The sequence below is a fragment of the Microcoleus sp. T3_B1 genome, from assembly GCF_036700445.1.
In the GTDB taxonomy this organism is placed as follows: domain Bacteria; phylum Cyanobacteriota; class Cyanobacteriia; order Cyanobacteriales; family Microcoleaceae; genus Microcoleus.
The window spans coordinates 1-18,817 of sequence record NZ_JAUBOX010000045.1 but is presented as its reverse complement, the minus strand read 5'-3'; the positions used below and the strand labels follow the sequence as shown (position 1 = coordinate 18,817).

Genomic DNA, 18,817 nt, shown 5'->3' with positions numbered 1-18,817 from the left:
GAGAAAGGGAAGAGAGAGAGGAATAATTCCGATACCAACGGATTTGATATAAAAAGCCAAACTCGCGACTTATCGGTTAGCGTGTTCTGCCAATAAAGCCTTGGCTCTTGGCTTGTAAATCAGATAAAACAGCGATTCTATGTAACGGAGCATATCTTCGCGGTTTTCCTTGGACGAGTAGTTCCAGAAACCGTAAGTCCGCGCCAGTGTCAGCAGCTTGGTAGTGTGAATGTTCCAGGTATACGTGCTGTAAACTCGGTCAATCCCTCGCGTTGAAATTTCATACCAATAGTTGGGATTGTGTTCGCATTTCGATAAAAAATCGAGAATTCTTTGGGCAGTCTCCTGGTGGTTAGTCGGATTGATATAAAACCCATTTACCCCATCTTGAATGATTTCCAGCGGGCCGCCAAACTGCGTCCCGAAAGTGGGAATCCCGGTAATCATTGCTTCGAGAATTGTCAAGCCGAAAGCTTCAAATAAGGCTGGTTGAACAAATATACCTTGGGCGTCAGCGATTACCCGGTAGATTTCGCCGGACAGGCTTTTGGAAAGCCTCACTCCCAGCCAGCGAATTTTACCCTGAAGGTTGTATTGGTCGATAATTGCGTAGAGCTTTTTAATTTCTTCTGCTTCTTCGTAGTCTTCGGTTTCTTCGACCCGCAGTTTGCCAGCTACTAGAATTAAGTTGCATTTTTCTTGCAATTCCTGGCTTTTTCCGAACAATTCTGCTAAGCCTGTCATGTTTTTAATGCGATCGAGCCGGGCCATTGAAAATAAAGGGCGCTTGTGCGGATCGTCGAGTTTTCCAAAGACTTGTTCCGGGTCTTCGAGAGTAAACAGCAGTTCGCCCTGGCCGATCGCGATCGCCTTGCACCCGGTCTTCTATCCGCGTGTAGGGAAAGTACACACTTTCGTTAACTCCCGGCGGCACTACGTTGAATTTAGGGAAGATTGATAAAACTGTTCGGGCTTTTCCTATTTGGTGCAGTAGGCAACAAAAGTGTTAACTATATCGTTTCGCAGTAAATATTTGTTTCCCAAAGCGCGTAAATCGCTGGCAAACTGACGCAAGTCGGCTTTTTATTCGCTGGCGATAACAGCCTGAAAGAGTTCTGATAAGCTGTTGTGCATTTAAATTGTATATTTCGAGTCCCGATCAAAAATCGTCAAATCCTCTCCCCCGCTCCCCATCGGACGCTCTCCCTCTCTAAACCATAGGCAATCTAGATGCAACACAGCTTATAGGTAGCCCCTTAATTTTATATCTTCTTTGATATTCGCTCTAAGGGTGGGCGATACAAGTTAGTATCGCCTGTTTTTTTAAAGGTAATTTAAAAGCCTGCAATTTTACCAAAAAATTGGGTCTAAAGCCCCGTCCTTATAGGACGGCTTTAATTCATCAAACTATGAATAATTGTGGAGTATACGAATTTGTAATTAAAAGTTTTTGTAAAAGTGCTATCATATTCCTATGATAGTTTTAGAGTTTAAATTAAAAGGCAAAGCGGAGCAGTATCGGGTCATCGACGAGATGATCAGAACGGCTCAATTTGTCCTAAACAAGACTCTAAAATACTGGACAGAAAATCAAGGAGTTAAGCTGGTAGACTTATACAAACAATGCGCCATCATGGCAAAAGAGTTTGAATGGGCAGGCAAGCTTAACTCAATGGCACGTCAGGCTTCGGCGGAACGTGCCATTTTTGCTGTCCAACGTTTCTTTGCTAATTGCCAAGCCAAGAAACCAGGAAAAAAGGGATATCCACAGTTCAAAAAATATACTCGATCGGTCGAATACAAGACCTCGGGTTGGGAACTTTCTCCCGACAAAAGATACTTGACATTTAAAGACGGTTTTGCCGCTGGAAAGTTCAAGTTAATCGGTAGCCGGGACTTGCATTTCTATGCGCCCGCTGAGATTAAGCGAGTCAGGGTTGTACGTCGTGCCGATGGATACTACGCCCAATTCTGTATCAATAGGGAGCGAAAAGAGGAGGCTGTTTCTAATGGCAAAGCTATTGGAATAGACGTTGGACTAAACCACTTTTATACTGATAGCGATGGCGAAACAGTTGCCAACCCTCGATATCTCCGAAAGAGTGAAAAAGCTTTGAAAAGATTGCAGAAACGTGTTTCTAGAAAGCAGAAAGGTTCGGGCAATCGGAAAAAAGCAATCAATAAGTTGGGAAGAAAACACCTGAAAGTCACGAGGCAGCGTAAAGACTTCGCCATAAAGACGACGCCCGGCGCGGTAAAATCTAACGATTTTGTAGCCTACGAAGAGCTTGAGGTCAAAAATATGGTTAAAAACCATAAGCTTGCTAAATCAATTAGCGATGCAGCATGGTCACAAACTTGATCATTATTTGGAGTATTTTGGAAAAGTGTACGGCAAAACAATATGTGCTGTAGCCCCTCAATACACATCGCAAGAGTGTTCAAATTGCAGCAGTCTAGTCAAGAAAACCCTGTCAACTCGAACCCATATTTGTGATTGCGGTACGGTACTAGATCGCGATCATAATGCCGCGCTGAATATTTTGGCAAAGGGCTTGAAACAGGTAGGAATCAATTTAAATACGGTGGGGCACACCGAAATCCACGCTTGCGGACAGACTGATCTCTACTCTTTGATGGCAGCATCAATGAGCAAATCGACTGGCTGATTCAAGAATCCCTGTGCCTTAAGGCCAGGGAGTGTCAAATTGCTATCCCTCAAATGACATAAAACTCCCCGTATTTGTGGCGAATGTAACGGATAAAGGGATCGATAGTTAAAGGTGAACCTGTAACGCGATCGATCAATTCGACAGCAGTGTATTTGCGGCCGTGCTGGTAGATGTTTTGTTTGAGCCAGTTGTGGAGTACGCTAAAATTGCCCCGTTCTATTTCTACGGGAATTTCAGGATTGATTTTTACTGCTGTTTCGTAGAATTGGGCGCTCATCAAGTTGCCGAGGGTGTAACCTTGGAACATTCCGCCGATCATACCAACATACCACTGAACATCTTGCATCGCGCCTTCGCTGTCGGTAGCGGGGACAACGCCGAGGTCGGTTCTATAGCGTTCGTTCCAGGCTTCGGGGAGGTCTCGCACTGCTAGTTTTCCCTCTACCATTGCCAATTCTAGGTCAAAGCGGATGGCGACGTGGAGGTTGTAGGTTACTTCGTCGGCGTCGGTGCGGATGAGCGATCGCGAGACTTTGTTAATTGCCCGGTAAAATGCGTCAGTGGATACGTGTCCCAACTGTCGCAAAAATACGCCTTGGAGTTGCGGGTAGAAACATTCCCAAAAACCGCGGCTGCGCCCGACCAAATTTTCCCAAAGTCGCGATTGACTTTCGTGCACGCCGGAGGAAATGCCACCAGCCAGAAGCGTGCCCTCAAATTCCGGGGAATTTCCGAGTTCGTAGAGGGCGTGTCCGGCTTCGTGGATGCTGCTGAAGAGTGCTTGATCCAAGTGGTCTTCATAGACGCGGGTGGTAATTCGCACGTCGTCTATGGAGAAGTTGGTCATGAACGGGTGCAGGGTGGTGTCTTGCCGTCCCCGTTGGAAGTCGAACCCCATGCGTTCTACAACTTTGCGAGTGAATTCTAGTTGTTGGAATTCGGGGAAGTCTTGGTGCAAGCAGGAGTCGTCGGCGGGAGGTTGCGAGGTGATGGCTTCGACTATCGGCACTAATTCTTGACGCAGTTGGGCGAAAAGCGGGCGCAGCAGGGATACTTTCATGCCGTAGTCGCTACGATCGATCAACGGATCGGCGATGTGTTCGTAACCGGGGAAAAAGTCGGCGTATTGCCTGCTTAATTCTAGGGTTTTTTCGAGATACGGCTCAACGGCTGCGAAGTTGTTGGCTGCCCTGGCAGCGGCCCAAGCTTCGTAGCAGTCGGCTTGGTGGCGGCAGAGTGCGGACATGAAGGTTGCGGGGACTCTGGCGGCGCGATCGTAGTCTCTGCGGGCTATGCGGATCAGGCTGGCTGCGGTGGAGTCGTAGGGGAGGGTTTGTTCGTAGAAACGCAAGTCTTCTAGGAGTTCACCTATTTTTGGATCTGTAAATTTTTCGTGGGATATTTGTTTGAGAGTAGCCAACTGGCGGCCTCTGGCAGTTGCACCTTTGGCGGGCATATAAGTTGATTGATCCCAATGCAGCAACGACGAGGCTGATTCGATGTCCGTAACTTCTCTGAGGTGGGCTGCCAGTTGAGCGAATTTTGCTTGAGTTTTATCTAGGGTTTGCATGATTGGGGTTTATGGTGCTGTTTTGCCTACAAAGGTTGCGGTGCGGCATCCGTATCCATCAATCATAGCTACCCTGAAATCAAGCTAAAAACCGCACTTCTTCCCGTATTGTACGCAATTTAGAGTCATTTTTGCACAATTTCCGGTATTTATGCGGATTGAGTTCGATCGCCTTGGATAAGTTTTCGATCGCCCGCCCGATGCTGCAGGCTACAAGTTCCTGGCTGTTTGTGAGCTCGCCTGCTTCTTTTTCCAGGGCGTAAAGGCAAGCTTTTTGATAGTACAGGTTTGGATCGTCGGGTTTGAGTGCGATGATTTTATCGTAGGAGGCGATCGCTTCGCTAAATCGTTGAATTTTTTTGAGGGCGACGGCGCGGTTGTACCAGGCTTCGGTGTTGTCTGGCTGCAACTCTACGGTTTTGTCCCAAGAGGCTATTGCTTCTTCAAAGCGTTGTAAGTTGGCGAAGGCTAAGCCGCGGTTGTAAAAGGTTTCGCTGTCGTTTGGCTTGAGTGCGAGGGCTTTGTCCCAGGATGCGATCGCTTCTTCAAATTGTCCCATTTGTGCGATCGCCCTGCCGCGTTTGTTCCAGGCTTCGGCGGAATTCGGGCGCAGTTGCAGGGTTTTGTCGTAGGAGGCGACGGCTTCCGGGTAGAGTTTTTCATCGGCTAGGGCTAAGCCGCGGTTGTACCAGGCTTGATGCAAGTCTGGTTTGAGTTCGATCGCTTTGTCGAAGGAGGCGATCGCGGCTGTATTTTGGTCGGATTTTCTCAGGGCAAATGCTTTGTTGTACCAAGCTTCGCAGTAGTCTGGTTTGATGGCTATAGCTTTCTCGTAGGAGGAGATCGCTTCTGATAATTTTTCTAAGCTGACGAGGGTGTTGCCGCGGTTCGTCCAAGCTTCGGGGTAGCTGGGATTGAGTTGGATCGCCTTTTCGTAGGATGCGATCGCTTCTGAGAGTCTGTTGAGCTTCCGCAAAACGTTGGCCCGATTATACCACGCTTCGGGATTGTTTGGTTTGATTTTTAGGGATTGGTTGTAGGCTGCGATCGCTTCTTCTAGCTGGCCCAATTTTTTGAGGGCTACGCCTTGGTTGTACCACGCTTCATAAAATTTTGGTTCAAGTTCGATCGCTTCTTCCCAAGATTCGATCGCAGCTTGGAATCGTCCCATTGCTTCTAGGGCGTTGCCGCGTTCGTACAAGGTTTGAGCCTTTTGGGTATTGACTGCTATGGATTTTTCCCCTGAGTCGATCGGCTTTTCTATGCTGGCTAATTTTTGCAAGGGGTTTCACCTCATTATTTTCTGTCTAATTGATTCTTTTCTTTTTTATATGCGATCTTTTTCGCCTTTGAGTGCTTTTGATCGATCCTATTTGGTTATTTATGGCAATTTTACAGGAATTTTGGGACTTTTTCAATTTTTTTTATTATACTTCTAGAGCTGGGATTGGTAGGTATAGATTAATACTATTTTTTTGAGCTGACCGAAACCATCCAGGATGCAAGCCCCCGAATTTATCCGTGGGGTCAATGCTTCAATTCTAAAATCTAAAATCTAAAATCTAAAATCGCGCAATCGATTGACTGGGTAGAAAAGAGGAAAGGGCGATCGGGCTGACAGGATTACGTTAAAAGCACAAATAAGCGCGATCGCCACAAACCACATTTTTCAAACAAACCGGCCTTCTGAGCATTTATTCGGGGTTAAATGCTATCTGGATCGATGTTCAATTCGCGCAGTTTAGCTGCTAAACGTTGAGCAATTTGATTTGCTTCTTCGGCCCTTTGATCTGCTTGTTCTGCTCTTTGATTGGCTTGTTCAGCTCTTTGATTGGCTTGTTCAGCTCTTTGATTGGCTTGTTCGGCTCTTTGAGACTCTTGTTGTAGGCGCTGACGATCTAATAATCTCTCTTCTTCTAATTCCGCATAGGAAAGAAACTTTTCTCCATTAGGTCGATAAATTTCTAACCCATCTTCTCCCAACTCAAATCGCACACCTAATCTCGGACTAATCCATCCCTCCATCGGCTCAATAACTTCTAAATTTCCCTCAATTCTTTGCCAACCTTCCAGTTCATTTATTTGTGGATCGTAAAGGTAATACTCCTCAACCCCATGACGCTGGTAAAATGAAAGTTTTTTATTCATTTTAGTATTGCTGTCGTTGTGGGAGCGAATCTCAAAAACGACTTGAGGGCCAATATTATCCTCTCGATGTTGTATGTAGGAAGGGCGATCGCCCTTTGGCCTTCCAAATATCACCATCGTATCAGGTGCTTGAGAAATTTCAGGTTTCCCCTCAACGGGATACCACAGTAAATCGGCAGCTACAAAAACGTTTGGGTCATCTTTAAACAGCGATTCGCAACCTTCTTTGATTTTGACAATTAATTCATATTGAATTGTGCTTTCTGCCATTGGTTGACCGTCGCTGGAAGGATAAATGATTTCTTGGGTTGTGACTTGCATAGTCGTTGTCTCCGAGAAGTATCTAGGTTTAATTGTACTATTTATTCAGATAATTCGGCGGTTTAAACCGCGTCTATACAAACCAAGTCCGCCTGCGCGGACTAAGAAATAATAAGAGTGTTTTTGATGCTGTAGGGGCGGGTTTTACCAACAATAATTGCCTAAAACCGACAATCTCATAAACCCGCCCCGCCCAAGGGCAAATCCCTATTCTTGAATCAAGGCTTGAAACCGAGTATGCGATCGAAAGCTGTCAAAAACTGAGTCAGTTTTTGCCAGTTTTCGGTATGTGTCAGGATTCAGATTGATGGCTTGCTGCAAATTTTGAATCGCTCGATCGATCTGACTGTGCAACGCATGAAAGCAAGCCAGATGATAAATCTGAGATGTTTGATATTGTACCAGGCTTTATCTTTATCAGGTTTGAATTCTAAGGCTTTGTCGAAGGAGGCGATGGTTTCTTCTAGCCTGCCCAAATTACCCAGTGCATAGCCCCGATTGTACCAGGCGTCCTGTTTATCAGGTTTGAATTCTAAGGCTTTGTCGTAGGAGGCGATCGCTTCTTCTAGCCTGCCTAACTTACCCATTGTAATCCCCCGATTGTACCAGACTGCGTGGTCATCTGGTTTAAATTCTAAGGCTTTGTCGTAGGAGGATATCGCTTCTTCTAGCCTGCCTAAATCATCCAGTGCATTACCCCGATTATTCCAGACTTCGTGTTTATCAGGTTTAAATTCTAAGGCTTTGTCGTAGGAGGCGATCGCTTCTTCCCATCTGCCTAAATTATCCAGTGCAATGCCCCGATTGTACCAGGCTGCGTGGTCATCTGGTTGAATTTCTAAGGCTTTGTCATAGGAGGCGATCGCTTCTTCCCATCTGCCTAAATTATCCAGTGCAATGCCCCGATTGTACCAGGCTTCGTGGTCATCTGGTTGAATTTCTAAGGCTTTGTCATAGGAGGCGATCTCTTCTTCTAATCTTCCTAAGTTACCCAGTGCAATGCCCCGATTGTACCAGGCTTCGTGTTTATCAGGTTTGATTTCTAAGGCTTTGTCATAGGAGGCGATCGCTTCTTCTAGCCTGCCTAAATTAACCAGTGTAGAGCCACGATGGTACCAGGTTTCGTGTGAATTTGGTTTGAATTCTAAGACTTTGTCGTAGAAGGCGATCGCTTCTTCTAGTCTGCCTAAATCATCCAGTCCAGATCCCCGATTGTACCAGGCGTCGTGTTTATCAGGTTTGAATTCTAAGGCTTTGTCGTAAAAGGCAATCGCCTTTGCGTAATCTTCAGCAGAGAGATACAATAAAGCCTGTTCACCAAACAATTCAGCTTTTTGTTCAGGTGTTTGCCCATCCTCATCAATTAAACCTTGAAGCCTGACCAATTCGCGTTTCCGTGCTTCAGGAGTCAAAGCTAGATATTCTTCTAGCTTCCGTCTCTCCGAACAAGCTTGCATTGATTCGGCTTGCAAGCTTTCTTTATCCATCGACAACTTAAATAAGCTCGATCGCCAATCAAAGAAATCCGGTGCTCGTTCAATCAAATAATTAACTGCAAAACGAGGTAAGATAAACACAAAACAAATATTAAAATTATCTCTAAATCTTTCCCGCTGCTGGTTGAGATTGATCAAAACAGGTGGCACACCCCGCCAACTATAGGAATAAATTTCCTCACTTTTCCATCCCAGTTCTCTTTTTTCTTGTTCATACTCATAAAGTGAATATTCTAAGCCTGTCACAAACAAAATATTAATTTCATCTCGCTTTGGCAAATCTTCAATTATCTTATAAAAATTATAAACAGACTTATCCAGCGGTAACACCTGAATCTTTTTCTGGGATAAATCTTCTCGAACTTGCGTAATCAATCGTTCCCCCTCCGCCGGCACACACTCAACAAACAACAACCGGAAACCATTCGTCCGTTTGAGAGTGCGTAGCAGAGACTCATATTCTTCCTCTGCTGTTGCTGGCGGTAAATCGGCATCCCAATCAATTATTTCTGGAGTCATGGCTCAATTTCTGGAAGTTGTGCAAGACTATCTTGAAATTGCTTAATTCCTTTAATCAGCGGGTGAACGTCATGCCAATACTGGATTTCACCTGCTTCATCAAAGTAACGGTATTCCAAAATACAGCGGTTAAACAATAACTTGCGGCATTCATCCTCATTTTTGATTTCTTTTGAGCGTGAAACCTCAGCTAAAATTTTCCATTCTCCATCGTTTACATTTCTGCGAAAAGGATCTCGTGCTTTTGTAATAGCTCTTTGCACGGCTTTTGGAGAAATCGGCAATTCTTCAGTACGCTGAATAGCTTCTTCCATTAACTGTAACATATTTCGGACATGACCGCCACTCATCAAGCAAATTTGATTGAGTATTTCTAGGTTTTCAAACAGTCCAGTTTCCAGAGACAAGTTAGGAGAAAAAGGGCTGACTCGTTTACAAATCAACTCTTTCATTTTATTCAATCCTGGTTCGTAGATATTGCCATCACGAGTTCGCACCATAATCATCGGCAAAATTTCAGTGTTATCGTAATTGGAGGCTAACTCATTGGCACGATCGGAATACATCATGGAAATTGGCAAAGTATAGATAACGTGACAATCTAATCCTTTAAGTTGTTCGCAGCGGTTGATAAAAATGTCATCATGATTGTTGCTGCCTTCAGAGCCATTCAATATCACGATTCTGTCTAAATTATCCACAATAACTGCTAGTTGAGTATAGCCTTGAGGCAGATTTTGTTTAGCGCCAGCAATGTATTCATTTAGCGCAGTAATTAAAGTTGTTGTGTGAGGGTTTATTTTGCGGCGAATTTCTTGGCGCAAACTTGGTACAGCTTTAATATTTGCCGTGAGTTTGGTAAACAAAGTAATTTGAGATTCTAGACTGATAGAATCAAGGTTTACTTCCATTTGGGCCAAATCTTTTAATTCATTTCCTCGACTTTTTACCCAATTTAATAAAGCTTGAGATTTAGAGTTTGAGCTAAGTTTTTTCAATAAATGTTTGGTACAAGCGAGGAGAATATCGGTATATTCAGTATCTTCTGGATCGATATCTTCTTCTTCGGCGGCGAAATAGACTACAAAACAGCCTTTTGTTTGTAAATATTGTTGAAGTCGCAGCAATTCTGTTGATTTTCCCGCACCGCGATGTCCAGTATATAACTGACAAGTCATCCGTTCCGATCGCCGCTGAATCTTTATGCCCAAATCTTCTATAATATTCCCATCTCCTCGCGCTTCCTGACAGTCAACATACTGCGGATCATTTGCGGGCAAAGGATAGAATGGGTCAAAGGCATTGTAGAGGTTCGTTATTAATTTTTCGGATTCTTGAGTCATAATTTTATATTGTTTATAGTAGATTTGTCGTTGGTGGGGGCGGGTTTTTGAGATTGTCGGTTTGAGGCAATTTTTGTTTGTAAAACCCGCCCCTACAGGATTTATCAGGCTTGATATTTTTTCAGAATAGCAACTTTTTCGGGGAAAATTTCGATCGCCATTTTCTCATCATAACGAGTCGCGAGCGATCGCCTCACTTCGCCCAAAAACAGCGGCTGCGACAGCCCCGGTTCAGGATGTACCACTGTACGAACCCGGATTGTCATGTAGTCTCTACCGCGCCCAGAGCGCCCTGGAGAGTACAAATCCGCAGCCGCTTGCTGCATCGTTGCTTCTAATTCTGATTCCGTGATCGTAGGTGGCACAGTAACTACTGTTTGAGCGCCGCCAGTATCGTAAACTAAAGAATAGCGCACCGCACCCGGAATTTCTGTACGGGAAAACAGTCCCAAACCGAGACCGAATATACTCGCAGCAATCACGCCCATAAAGCTTGTCACTCCTACCAATCGGAAGCGAAAACCCCATTTGAAGATAAATGCTATAACTGTTAAAATAGCCAAAGCTACTGTCAGAATTCCCGCCCATTGGGCGTACATTAAGAGATTAGAATTTACGCTCATTTGATGATTTGTTGACTGTTGACTGTTGACTGTTGACTGTGGATATTAGTTACCGATACCCGATGCCCAATGCCCAATGATTAATTAAGCGTTTCGGGCCACAAGCAGATAAGTCATCATATCGCCTTTCCCCTTCACTGGAATGATGCCGCGCTCCTCAAAAACGTACTTACCCCGCAAGCGCTCGTAGGTAGCAACTGTCACCTGAATGCTGCCGGGGACGCCTTGAGATTCCATCCGGGAAGCTGTATTTACCGTATCTCCCCACAAATCGTAAGTAAATTTTTTAGTACCGATTACCCCAGCTTCCACCGGGCCTGTGTGGATGCCGATGCGGATGCTGAGCGGCTGACCTCCCTTGGTATGTATCTTAGTCATTGCTGCTTGAATTTCCAGCGCCATTTCCGCGATCGACTCGGCGTGGTCGTCGCTGGGCGTGGGCAAACCGCCAACCACCATATAAGCATCGCCGATCGTCTTAATTTTCTCAAGTCCGTAGCGCTCGGCCAACTCGTCAAAAGCCGAAAAAATTTCGTTGAGCAACTCCACCAATTGGGCCGGCGATAAATGAGCCGAAAGCTTAGTAAAACCGACCAAATCGGCAAACATCACTGTTACCTCAGCGAAACTGTCGGCGATCGTAATTTCCCCGTGTTTCAGGCGCTGCGCGATCGCCCTCGGTAAAATATTTAACAGCAAACGCTCGGACTTTTCCTTTTCCTGAGCCAACTCATGTAAATAGGCCTGTTCCTTATCCCGCAGCCGCTTCTTTTCCAGACAAGCGCTAATTCGAGCCTTGAGCAATACCGGATTGAACGGTTTAGAAAGATAATCCTCCGCCCCCAACTCTATACACCGGACGATACTGTCGATATCGTCCACCGCCGAAATCATAATCACCGGGATATGGCGCAACTTCTCGTCCGCCTTCAGATTTTCCAGCACCTGATAGCCGTTCATTTGCGGCATCATAATGTCTAGGAGAACTAAATCAAAAGGATCGCTTCGCAACATTTCCAGAGCTTGCAGACCATCTTCAGCAACAGTCACCACGTGGCCTTGACGCTGAAGTCGGCGGGCCAGCAAATCGCGGTTTACCTCATTGTCGTCAACAACCAGCACGCTGCCCTCGTCACCTTTCATGTCATAGCCTTTTTTAGAAGCAGTTCAATCTTACCCAAAAGTCGAGGAAACTCGACCGGTTTGGTGTCGTAGTCGTCGCAGCCGGCGGCAATACACTTTTCACGATCGCCCGCCATTGCGTGAGCCGTCAGCGCAATCACCGGAATCGTGCTAGTTTCAGAAGCCGCCTTAATTTGCTGCGTTGCTTGCCACCCGTCGAGCACTGGCAGACTCATATCCATCAGAATCAAATCCGGTACTTTCGCGAGCGCCATCGACACTCCCTCAGCACCGTCAACAGCAATAAAGACCTCGTGTCCCTTGCGGGCCAGACGCCTGGAAAGCATATCCCTATTCATTTCGTTATCTTCGACCAACAGGATTTTAGCCATTGGTGTTCTCCTTGCCTTTCGAGTCGTACCTGCGATCGAGCCTGTCATTTACTATAGAGCGAACATCGCGCAACAAAGTATCGCAACTGTAGACTCCCTTTTGTAGTACCCGCTCGACGTAGCCGTTTAGCTGCTGGCTTTCGGCCTGTGTCAAGTTTTTCCCCGTGAGCACAACAATCGGTATAGGATCTCCCGAATGGGATTTGCGAATTTCCCCGATCAACTCAAAACCATCCATTTCTGGCAACATCAAATCCAGTAATATCAGGTGCGGGCGAGCAACTTTTAGCCGATCGAGAGCAGCGCGTCCGCTGTCAGCTTCCGTTACTGCCCAGCCTTGTGTTTCTAGTACGCATCGCAGTATTTCGCGCGTGGCAACGTCGTCTTCCACAATTAGAATTTCACAGGTCAAATTGTTACTTGCAACGCCGTCTTGGTCGCGTCGGTACTTGTTCAACAAGGCAGCCAGCCGTTTGCCGTCCACTGGTTTGGTGAGGTAGTCCGAGGCACCCAATGCAAAGCCGAGGCTTTTGTTGCCCACAAAGGATAGCAGGATTACGGGAATTTCGGCAAGCTCAGGATCTGCCTTCAGCGCTGAGAGTACCGCCCAGCCGTCCATTCCGGGCATGATCACATCCAGGGTAATGGCGTCTGGCCGTAGTTGCTTAGCGAGCCGGAGAGCTTGCTCGCCGCCGCCTGCGACTTCTACGTGCAGTCCTTGCCGACTGAGGGTGCGCTGGATTAAATCCCGCGAGATCGGGTCGTCGTCCACTACCAGCACCGTGCCGACAGCGGGGGCGTCGGGAGGGCTAGTGCTGTCGTGGACGTTGTTGGGGATTTCCGGCTGTTTGATGGCGCTGGGCAAGATCACGGTGAAAGTAGTGCCGGAGCCCGAGGTGCTGCTGACCTCAATGCTGCCGCCCATCATCTGACAGAAGCGCTGGCTGATTGCTAGTCCCAAACCGGTGCCACCGTACTCGCGGGTAGTCGAGGCATCAGCTTGGGTGAAAGGTTGGAAAACTCGCTCCAATTGCTCTTGTGTCATGCCGATGCCGGTGTCGGCGACGCGGAAACTTAAAAATTCGGAGTTGGAAATTAAAATTTGGGAAGATTCCTCTTGATTTTTCATTTTTAATTGTTCATTTTTAATTCTTTCCACTCCGATCGAAATTCTCCCGTTTTGTGTGAACTTGGCAGCGTTGCTGAGCAAGTTAAGCAGCACTTGCCGCACTTTGGTCATGTCCGCGTGCATGGTGTCGAGGTTGTCTGGACAGTACACTTCTAGGGTATTACCGTTTTTCTCGACCAGCGGCCTGGCCGTGGCAACTGCACTTTCAATTAAGGTATGGATGTCGAAGGTTTCTAAGTAGAGATCCATTCGACCTGCTTCAATTTTAGAGATATCTAGGATGTCGTCGATCATCGACAGCAGGTGTTTGCCGGCGCTGCAGATTTTTTCGAGGTCAGGGACGAAAGCTTCATCGCCCAATTCTTCGGCTTCTTCTTGGAGCATTTCGCTGTAGCCGATGATGGCATTGAGGGGTGTGCGAAGTTCGTGGCTCATGTTGGCGAGAAATGTGCTTTTTGCCCTGTTGGCTGATTCTGCTGCTTCTAGGGCCGACTGCAAGGCGGATTCTGCCTGTTTGCGATCGGTGATGTCTTGGACTGTGCCTTCGTAGTACAAAATCCTGCCGTTTTCGTCGCAGATGCTGCGCGCGTTTTCAGAAATCCAGATCGTGCTACCGTCTCGGCGGTATATTTGGGATTCAAATTTTGACACTTGGCGGCGCGCGCCCAATAGGGCCATAAACTCGGCGCGCCGATTGGGGTCTACGTAAAGTTGGCGGTTGATCTCGGTGAGTTCGGCGAGCATTTGGGTACAGGATTCGTAGCCGTAAATTCGGGCTAGTGCGCTATTGCCACTGAGGTAGCGCCCGTCTGGGGTGGTCTGGAATATGCCTTCGACTGCGTTTTCAAAGATGCTGCGGTATTTTGTTTCGGATTGTCTCAAGGCTGCTTCTGCTCGCTTGCGCTCTAGGGCATTGGCGAGCATTTCTCCTACCATGTTTAGCTGTGTGGATATTTCGGTTGCTCGACCTGCTGTTTGCTTTAAGCCATCGAATCCGAGAATTCCTACTAGGTTTTTCCTCGAAATTAGGGGGATAATTATCAGTGAGTGGCTATTTTTTAGCGGTTTTTGGGATTCTAAATTATTGAGGGAAGTCCCAATCGAAGGTATTGAGGCGGTTGCTGTTTGATTGACTGTTTGGGATGGGGATTCTGTCTGGAATTGGGCTGGATTTTGACCGAGAAAATAGGCAATTTCGGCGATTGCTGAGGGCGGGAGTTCGCCGATTTCTGGAATATAAAGGCATTCGGCGCGATCGAGCTTTTCTGCAATCCAAGGGATTTGTGCGGTGTCTATTGGTTTGTCGGTGCTGTTTTTGACTGCCGGAATGCCTTCGCCGCACCACTCGTAGGTTTTGTCGGCGCGGGTTTTGTCGAATGATAACAGGTAGATGTAACTGCGGTTAAACCCGCTCAATGTGGCGATCGCTTCCAGGGTTCGATCGATGCCTTTGTCTATTTCTGATAAGGGCTGGCTGATGAAATCGGTTGACAAACGGGCAATCAACTGAGCGAATTCTATTCGATACTGCAAAGATTGTTCTACTTTTTTGAGTTCGGTAACGTCTCGAAAGATCCAGACTCTACCGACTGTTTTCGCTCCTACTTTTGATGGCAACGAATTTAATTCAATAATTTTTCCGTCTTTAAATTCTAATAATTCGCTGATTTGAGTATCTGAATCTGCCGACACTTTGAGCACGTTTTGGAGAAATCCTTGCGGGTCTTTTAATTGTTCCCTGTCGAATGGGAATCCTGTTTCGATCGTGTTTTTGACTGGGCCGAAGGTCGATCGGCTCAACTTTCCTTGGCTGGCGGACAAACCCCACAGCTCTAGAAATTTCTGATTATAATTGCATACATTGCCGTTGATGTCAACGGCCAGAATTCCTGCATCTGTAGATTTTAGAACTGCTTGCAGTATCGAGAGCGATTGCTTGTGTTCTCTAATGTCAAAAAGGTCAAAAAACACCAAGACTGATATTTCGCTGCCCTCAAATGCGGGATGGAAAAAATAGGAAACTGGTAAAATCTTGCCGTCGCGACACAAAAACTCGTCGTCCCAGTTGTTGCAAGGTTGACGGGAAGCGATCGCCTGTTGTAAATCTAGTGTAGGTGCGATCGGCCTATCTTCACTCTTGCTGGGCGACTGTTTCGGCTCCGTCAAAACTTGGGATTTGTGGCCTTCCTTTTGCTTCCCGATGCGCTCTAGCAGAGAAACGCCTGCAAGTTCCGACTCTCGCCACCCCAGCAAGCGTTCGGCCTCTGGATTCACCGAGATTACACAGCCCTTCGCGTCAAGGATACACAATCCCGCCCCCAAACTGTTGACACTCGCCCGCAGTCGATCGAATTCTGAAGCTGTTGGAGAGTCTTGAGGGGACTGGGGCGAGTGGGTTAAATCCTTTAACGGCACCGTCTCTGAGTTCAAGCAATCCTGCTGCTGAAGTTCTTGCTGACTCTGAACTTTGTCATAGCTAGAACTTACCTGCTCTAATAAAAGCTGCCACTGCTCAGCAGTGGGAGGGGGAGACTCGCCGACTAAACCAAGCTGTTCGAGTTGGCGCTGGAGGTGGGGGTGCATATTTTCTGGCGCTTTGTAGGCAACTTTCTACAGTATATCTTTTTAATTAATAATATATATACGTAGGTATACGGTTAGGGGACAAGTACGCGATCGAAATCTCTAACAGATTTTATTGAGAAGCCGACGGATCATCTCGGCTCTCCAAAATCTTTCCAACTCGGCTAATTATATTAATTCTCATAACTTTTAAGGGTTGTGTACAAACCAATCTTCTGAATGTCGGCAGCCGGCTCAAAAATAATAATATCATCTGATCGAGTCAATACTCAGGAAAGTTGGGGGAACGATACTACAAGCTTACGCGGGGCAAGGAGCACTAAAAAAGTCGAATTAAATGCAATCCCGGTGTGGAGCCGACATTGATTTAATTATCCACAGTCGATCGAAGTCAAGCGAGAATCAGCCATTGGGCCAGAGAAAAACTGTTCGGAGTATTGTAAAACTTCATTGAGTTTATAAGCAATTATAAACAATAATGGTATTATATTGTTGTGAGTGCGATTCGTTTAGCCGAAACCTTAAAAGGGGGATGGCTAGCAGCGATAGGGTAAGCCCATCAGGGTTAGAGTTCGCACTTTAATCCCCTATTGCCGACAACTTATTATCCATGCAGGTGAGAAAACCTAGTCGAGTATCTAGCTAAGACAACTAGGGGAAAACAGGAAAGATGAAGGTGCCAACCAACATCATAACTAAAATCCAAAATAAATCAAGTCCTGACATCATGATGCGTGATTGAAAGCACACAAGGAACCAGATATGAATTTGGTTTCCCCTACATAAAGAATGACAAACTTTATGTAAAGCGGGGGTGAAAGCGTACAATCGGGATAGCTGAATACCGACAACGCCAGCAAAAATCCTCTAACCGAATCATTGCGAAAGTAATGAAGTCGTGGGGTAGAAGCGCAAGCTAGCGAATTGTCGATATAACCGCCGTAAAATATGCCTAGAGGATATAAGCTCATCAGAGAAATCTGAACTTCTGGGTCAGGAACATCTGACAAGGGTAAGGACTATCAGGATTTTACAACCGAGATAGCGCATCACCTAGAACCCCGGCGGACAGACAAACCCTAACGGATTTAATCAATGGATAGTAGGAACGAAGTAATCCTTTTGTATGTTCCTCTTCAAATCGATTGTTGAGGTAGGCTGTCAGGCTACACGCTGCGAAAGGCTGGGATGGTTTAAGAAGCCAATGCCTAACCTGAAATAACAGGTAATGCCGAAAAAGGGATGGGGTAATGCCCAGGATATGCTGACGTAAACCGCGAAGGTGATTAAGTGAAAAGGTGCAATTAGTAATGAACAAGCCTAAATCTGATTTGGAAACGAATACAGAGGGATGGAAAACTATTAATTGGCGTCAAGCCGAAAGATATGTTTTCAAGTTGCAAAAACGCATTTTCGCTGCTTCCCGTTGTGGAGATGTCAAGAAAGTTCGTAAACTTCAAAAGACGCTGATGAGGTCTTGGTCTAATAAGATTTTGTCAGTAAGAAGGGTCACTCAGGACAACCAGGGAAAAAAGACGGCAGGAGTGGACGGGCTAAAAAGCTTATCCCCAGCAGCTCGTCTAGAACTGGCAAGGGAATTAAAGCTAACTGGAAAATCAAAACCAACAAGAAGAGTTTGGATTCCAAAACCAGGAAGTAATGAAAAACGCCCCCTGGGTATACCTGTAATGTATGACAGAGCTTTACAAGCCGTAGTAAAATCCGTACTTGAGCCGGAATGGGAGGCAATTTTTGAGCCAAACAGCTATGGTTTTAGACCAGGCAGGTCATGCCACGATGCGATTAAGCAGATTAAATTCTGTATTCAACATAAGGCGAAGTTTGTACTAGATGCAGACATAGCCAAGTGTTTTGACCGTATTAACCATTATGAACTACTCCAAAAGTTGAACATAAAAGGCAAGGTCAGGAGACAATTAAAATCCTGGCTAAAGTCTGGAGTAATTGACGATGGAGCGTTCACTGCTACATCTGAGGGTACGCCACAGGGTGGGGTCATTTCTCCGTTACTGGCAAACATTGCCCTCCACGGTTTGGAGCAACGCATAGAAAAAGAGTTTCCATCTGCACAAAGTGGATGGATAAGGAAATCACTTTCCATATTTGGCAAACAAATAGGCAGTCCGAACATAATCCGATATGCCGATGACTTTGTGATTCTATGTGAAGAAAAAGCCGTAATCCAAAGATGCCGAGAGATAATTTCGGAATGGTTAGCTGGCATGGGTTTAGAATTAAAACCTGAGAAGACGAGGCTAACTCACACTTTCAAAAATGAATTAAGTGAGGATGGTAAAGCTGGTTTTGACTTTTTAGGTCATCACATCCGGCAATACCCTGCTGGAAAGCATCGAAGCAGTTTAAGTACGCACGGTGAAATATTAGGTTTTAACACACTCATTACCCCAAATAAGAAGTCAAGTAAGGCTCACCAAGAGGAAATCGGAAGAATCATCAAAAAACATAGGTCATCGCCACAATCGGCGTTAATTAGAGACTTAAACCCTGTAATAAGGGGATGGACTTCTTTCTATACCAACTCTGACACCAAAACCGTTGGAGAACTCTCTAAACAAGATAACCTCACATACCTGAAACTTCGACGTTGGGCAAAACGCCGTTGTGGAAACATCAAGGCAGGACATCAACTGTATTGGCACACCATTGGCGGTAATAACTGGGTATTCTCAACCAGAGAAGAGGGAGCGAACCCCCTTCGGTTACTAACGCATAGTGAATTCGAGTGTAGCAGTATCGACTATGTGAAAGTTAAAGGGGATAAAAGTCCTTACGATGGCGACCTGGTTGTGCGAATCGAAGCCGCACGAGAGAGTGGGAAACTCAAAGACTCCCCTGGCAAGCGCTCAAATGCCAGTGT

13 protein-coding genes and 1 pseudogene are annotated in these 18,817 nt (G+C 46.0%); 2 read left to right on the top strand and 12 right to left on the bottom strand.

What is annotated here, in order from left to right:
- Window positions 1-69: 69 nt before the first annotated feature.
- Both QT990_RS22020 and QT990_RS35860 read right to left on the bottom strand, forming a co-directional pair.
- Window positions 70-744: a glycosyltransferase gene (locus tag QT990_RS22020; RefSeq protein ID WP_445252042.1), complete on the bottom strand. Its 675-nt coding sequence runs from the start codon at window positions 742-744 to the stop codon at window positions 70-72.
- A gap of 4 nt (window positions 745-748) precedes the next feature.
- A complete protein-coding gene (locus tag QT990_RS35860; RefSeq protein WP_445252041.1) occupies window positions 749-934 on the bottom strand; it encodes a hypothetical protein in 186 nt (61 codons plus the stop codon).
- Window positions 935-1,474: 540 nt separating this feature from the next.
- On the opposite strand from QT990_RS35860, the pseudogene QT990_RS22015 reads away from it, so the two are divergent.
- Window positions 1,475-2,669 (top strand): annotated as a pseudogene (locus QT990_RS22015) (RNA-guided endonuclease InsQ/TnpB family protein).
- Window positions 2,670-2,718: 49 nt separating this feature from the next.
- On the opposite strand, the gene QT990_RS22010 reads toward QT990_RS22015, so the two are convergent.
- From QT990_RS22010 to QT990_RS21970, 10 genes are all read right to left on the bottom strand, one after another.
- Entirely contained in the window at window positions 2,719-4,242 is a 1,524-nt protein-coding gene (locus QT990_RS22010; RefSeq protein ID WP_333306022.1) for a carboxypeptidase M32, read from the bottom strand.
- 79 nt (window positions 4,243-4,321) lie between these two features.
- Window positions 4,322-5,524: a tetratricopeptide repeat protein gene (locus QT990_RS22005; protein ID WP_333306020.1), complete on the bottom strand. Its 1,203-nt coding sequence runs from the start codon at window positions 5,522-5,524 to the stop codon at window positions 4,322-4,324.
- A 422-nt stretch (window positions 5,525-5,946) separates the two neighbouring features.
- Window positions 5,947-6,711: a Uma2 family endonuclease gene (locus QT990_RS22000; protein ID WP_333143829.1), complete on the bottom strand. Its 765-nt coding sequence runs from the start codon at window positions 6,709-6,711 to the stop codon at window positions 5,947-5,949.
- 207 nt (window positions 6,712-6,918) lie between these two features.
- Window positions 6,919-7,032, bottom strand: coding sequence for a TPR end-of-group domain-containing protein (locus QT990_RS35855; RefSeq protein WP_445252040.1), 114 nt, complete (start codon window positions 7,030-7,032; stop codon window positions 6,919-6,921).
- Window positions 7,011-8,726 carry a tetratricopeptide repeat protein gene (locus tag QT990_RS21995; protein WP_333143830.1) on the bottom strand — a complete coding sequence of 572 codons (1,716 nt, stop codon included), beginning with the start codon at window positions 8,724-8,726 and terminating at the stop codon, window positions 7,011-7,013. The genes QT990_RS35855 and QT990_RS21995 overlap by 22 nt, the downstream gene beginning before the upstream one ends.
- Complete coding sequence (locus QT990_RS21990; protein WP_333143831.1) at window positions 8,723-10,069, bottom strand: ATP-binding protein; 1,347 nt, start codon at window positions 10,067-10,069, stop codon at window positions 8,723-8,725. Before QT990_RS21990 ends, QT990_RS21995 begins: the two co-directional genes overlap by 4 nt.
- A gap of 104 nt (window positions 10,070-10,173) precedes the next feature.
- Window positions 10,174-10,692 (bottom strand): Ycf51 family protein, encoded by a 519-nt coding sequence (locus QT990_RS21985; RefSeq protein WP_333143832.1) that lies wholly within the window; start codon window positions 10,690-10,692, stop codon window positions 10,174-10,176.
- 84 nt (window positions 10,693-10,776) lie between these two features.
- A complete protein-coding gene (locus QT990_RS21980; protein ID WP_333143833.1) occupies window positions 10,777-11,835 on the bottom strand; it encodes an adenylate/guanylate cyclase domain-containing protein in 1,059 nt (352 codons plus the stop codon).
- Window positions 11,832-12,206 carry a response regulator gene (locus QT990_RS21975; RefSeq protein WP_333143834.1) on the bottom strand — a complete coding sequence of 125 codons (375 nt, stop codon included), beginning with the start codon at window positions 12,204-12,206 and terminating at the stop codon, window positions 11,832-11,834. The genes QT990_RS21980 and QT990_RS21975 overlap by 4 nt, the downstream gene beginning before the upstream one ends.
- Window positions 12,199-15,918 (bottom strand): response regulator, encoded by a 3,720-nt coding sequence (locus QT990_RS21970; protein WP_333143835.1) that lies wholly within the window; start codon window positions 15,916-15,918, stop codon window positions 12,199-12,201. The genes QT990_RS21975 and QT990_RS21970 overlap by 8 nt, the downstream gene beginning before the upstream one ends.
- Before the next feature lie 1,310 nt (window positions 15,919-17,228).
- On the opposite strand from QT990_RS21970, the gene ltrA reads away from it, so the two are divergent.
- On the top strand, window positions 17,229-18,817 hold a 1,589-nt coding region (gene ltrA, locus QT990_RS21965; RefSeq protein ID WP_333143836.1), incomplete at its 3' end, for a group II intron reverse transcriptase/maturase.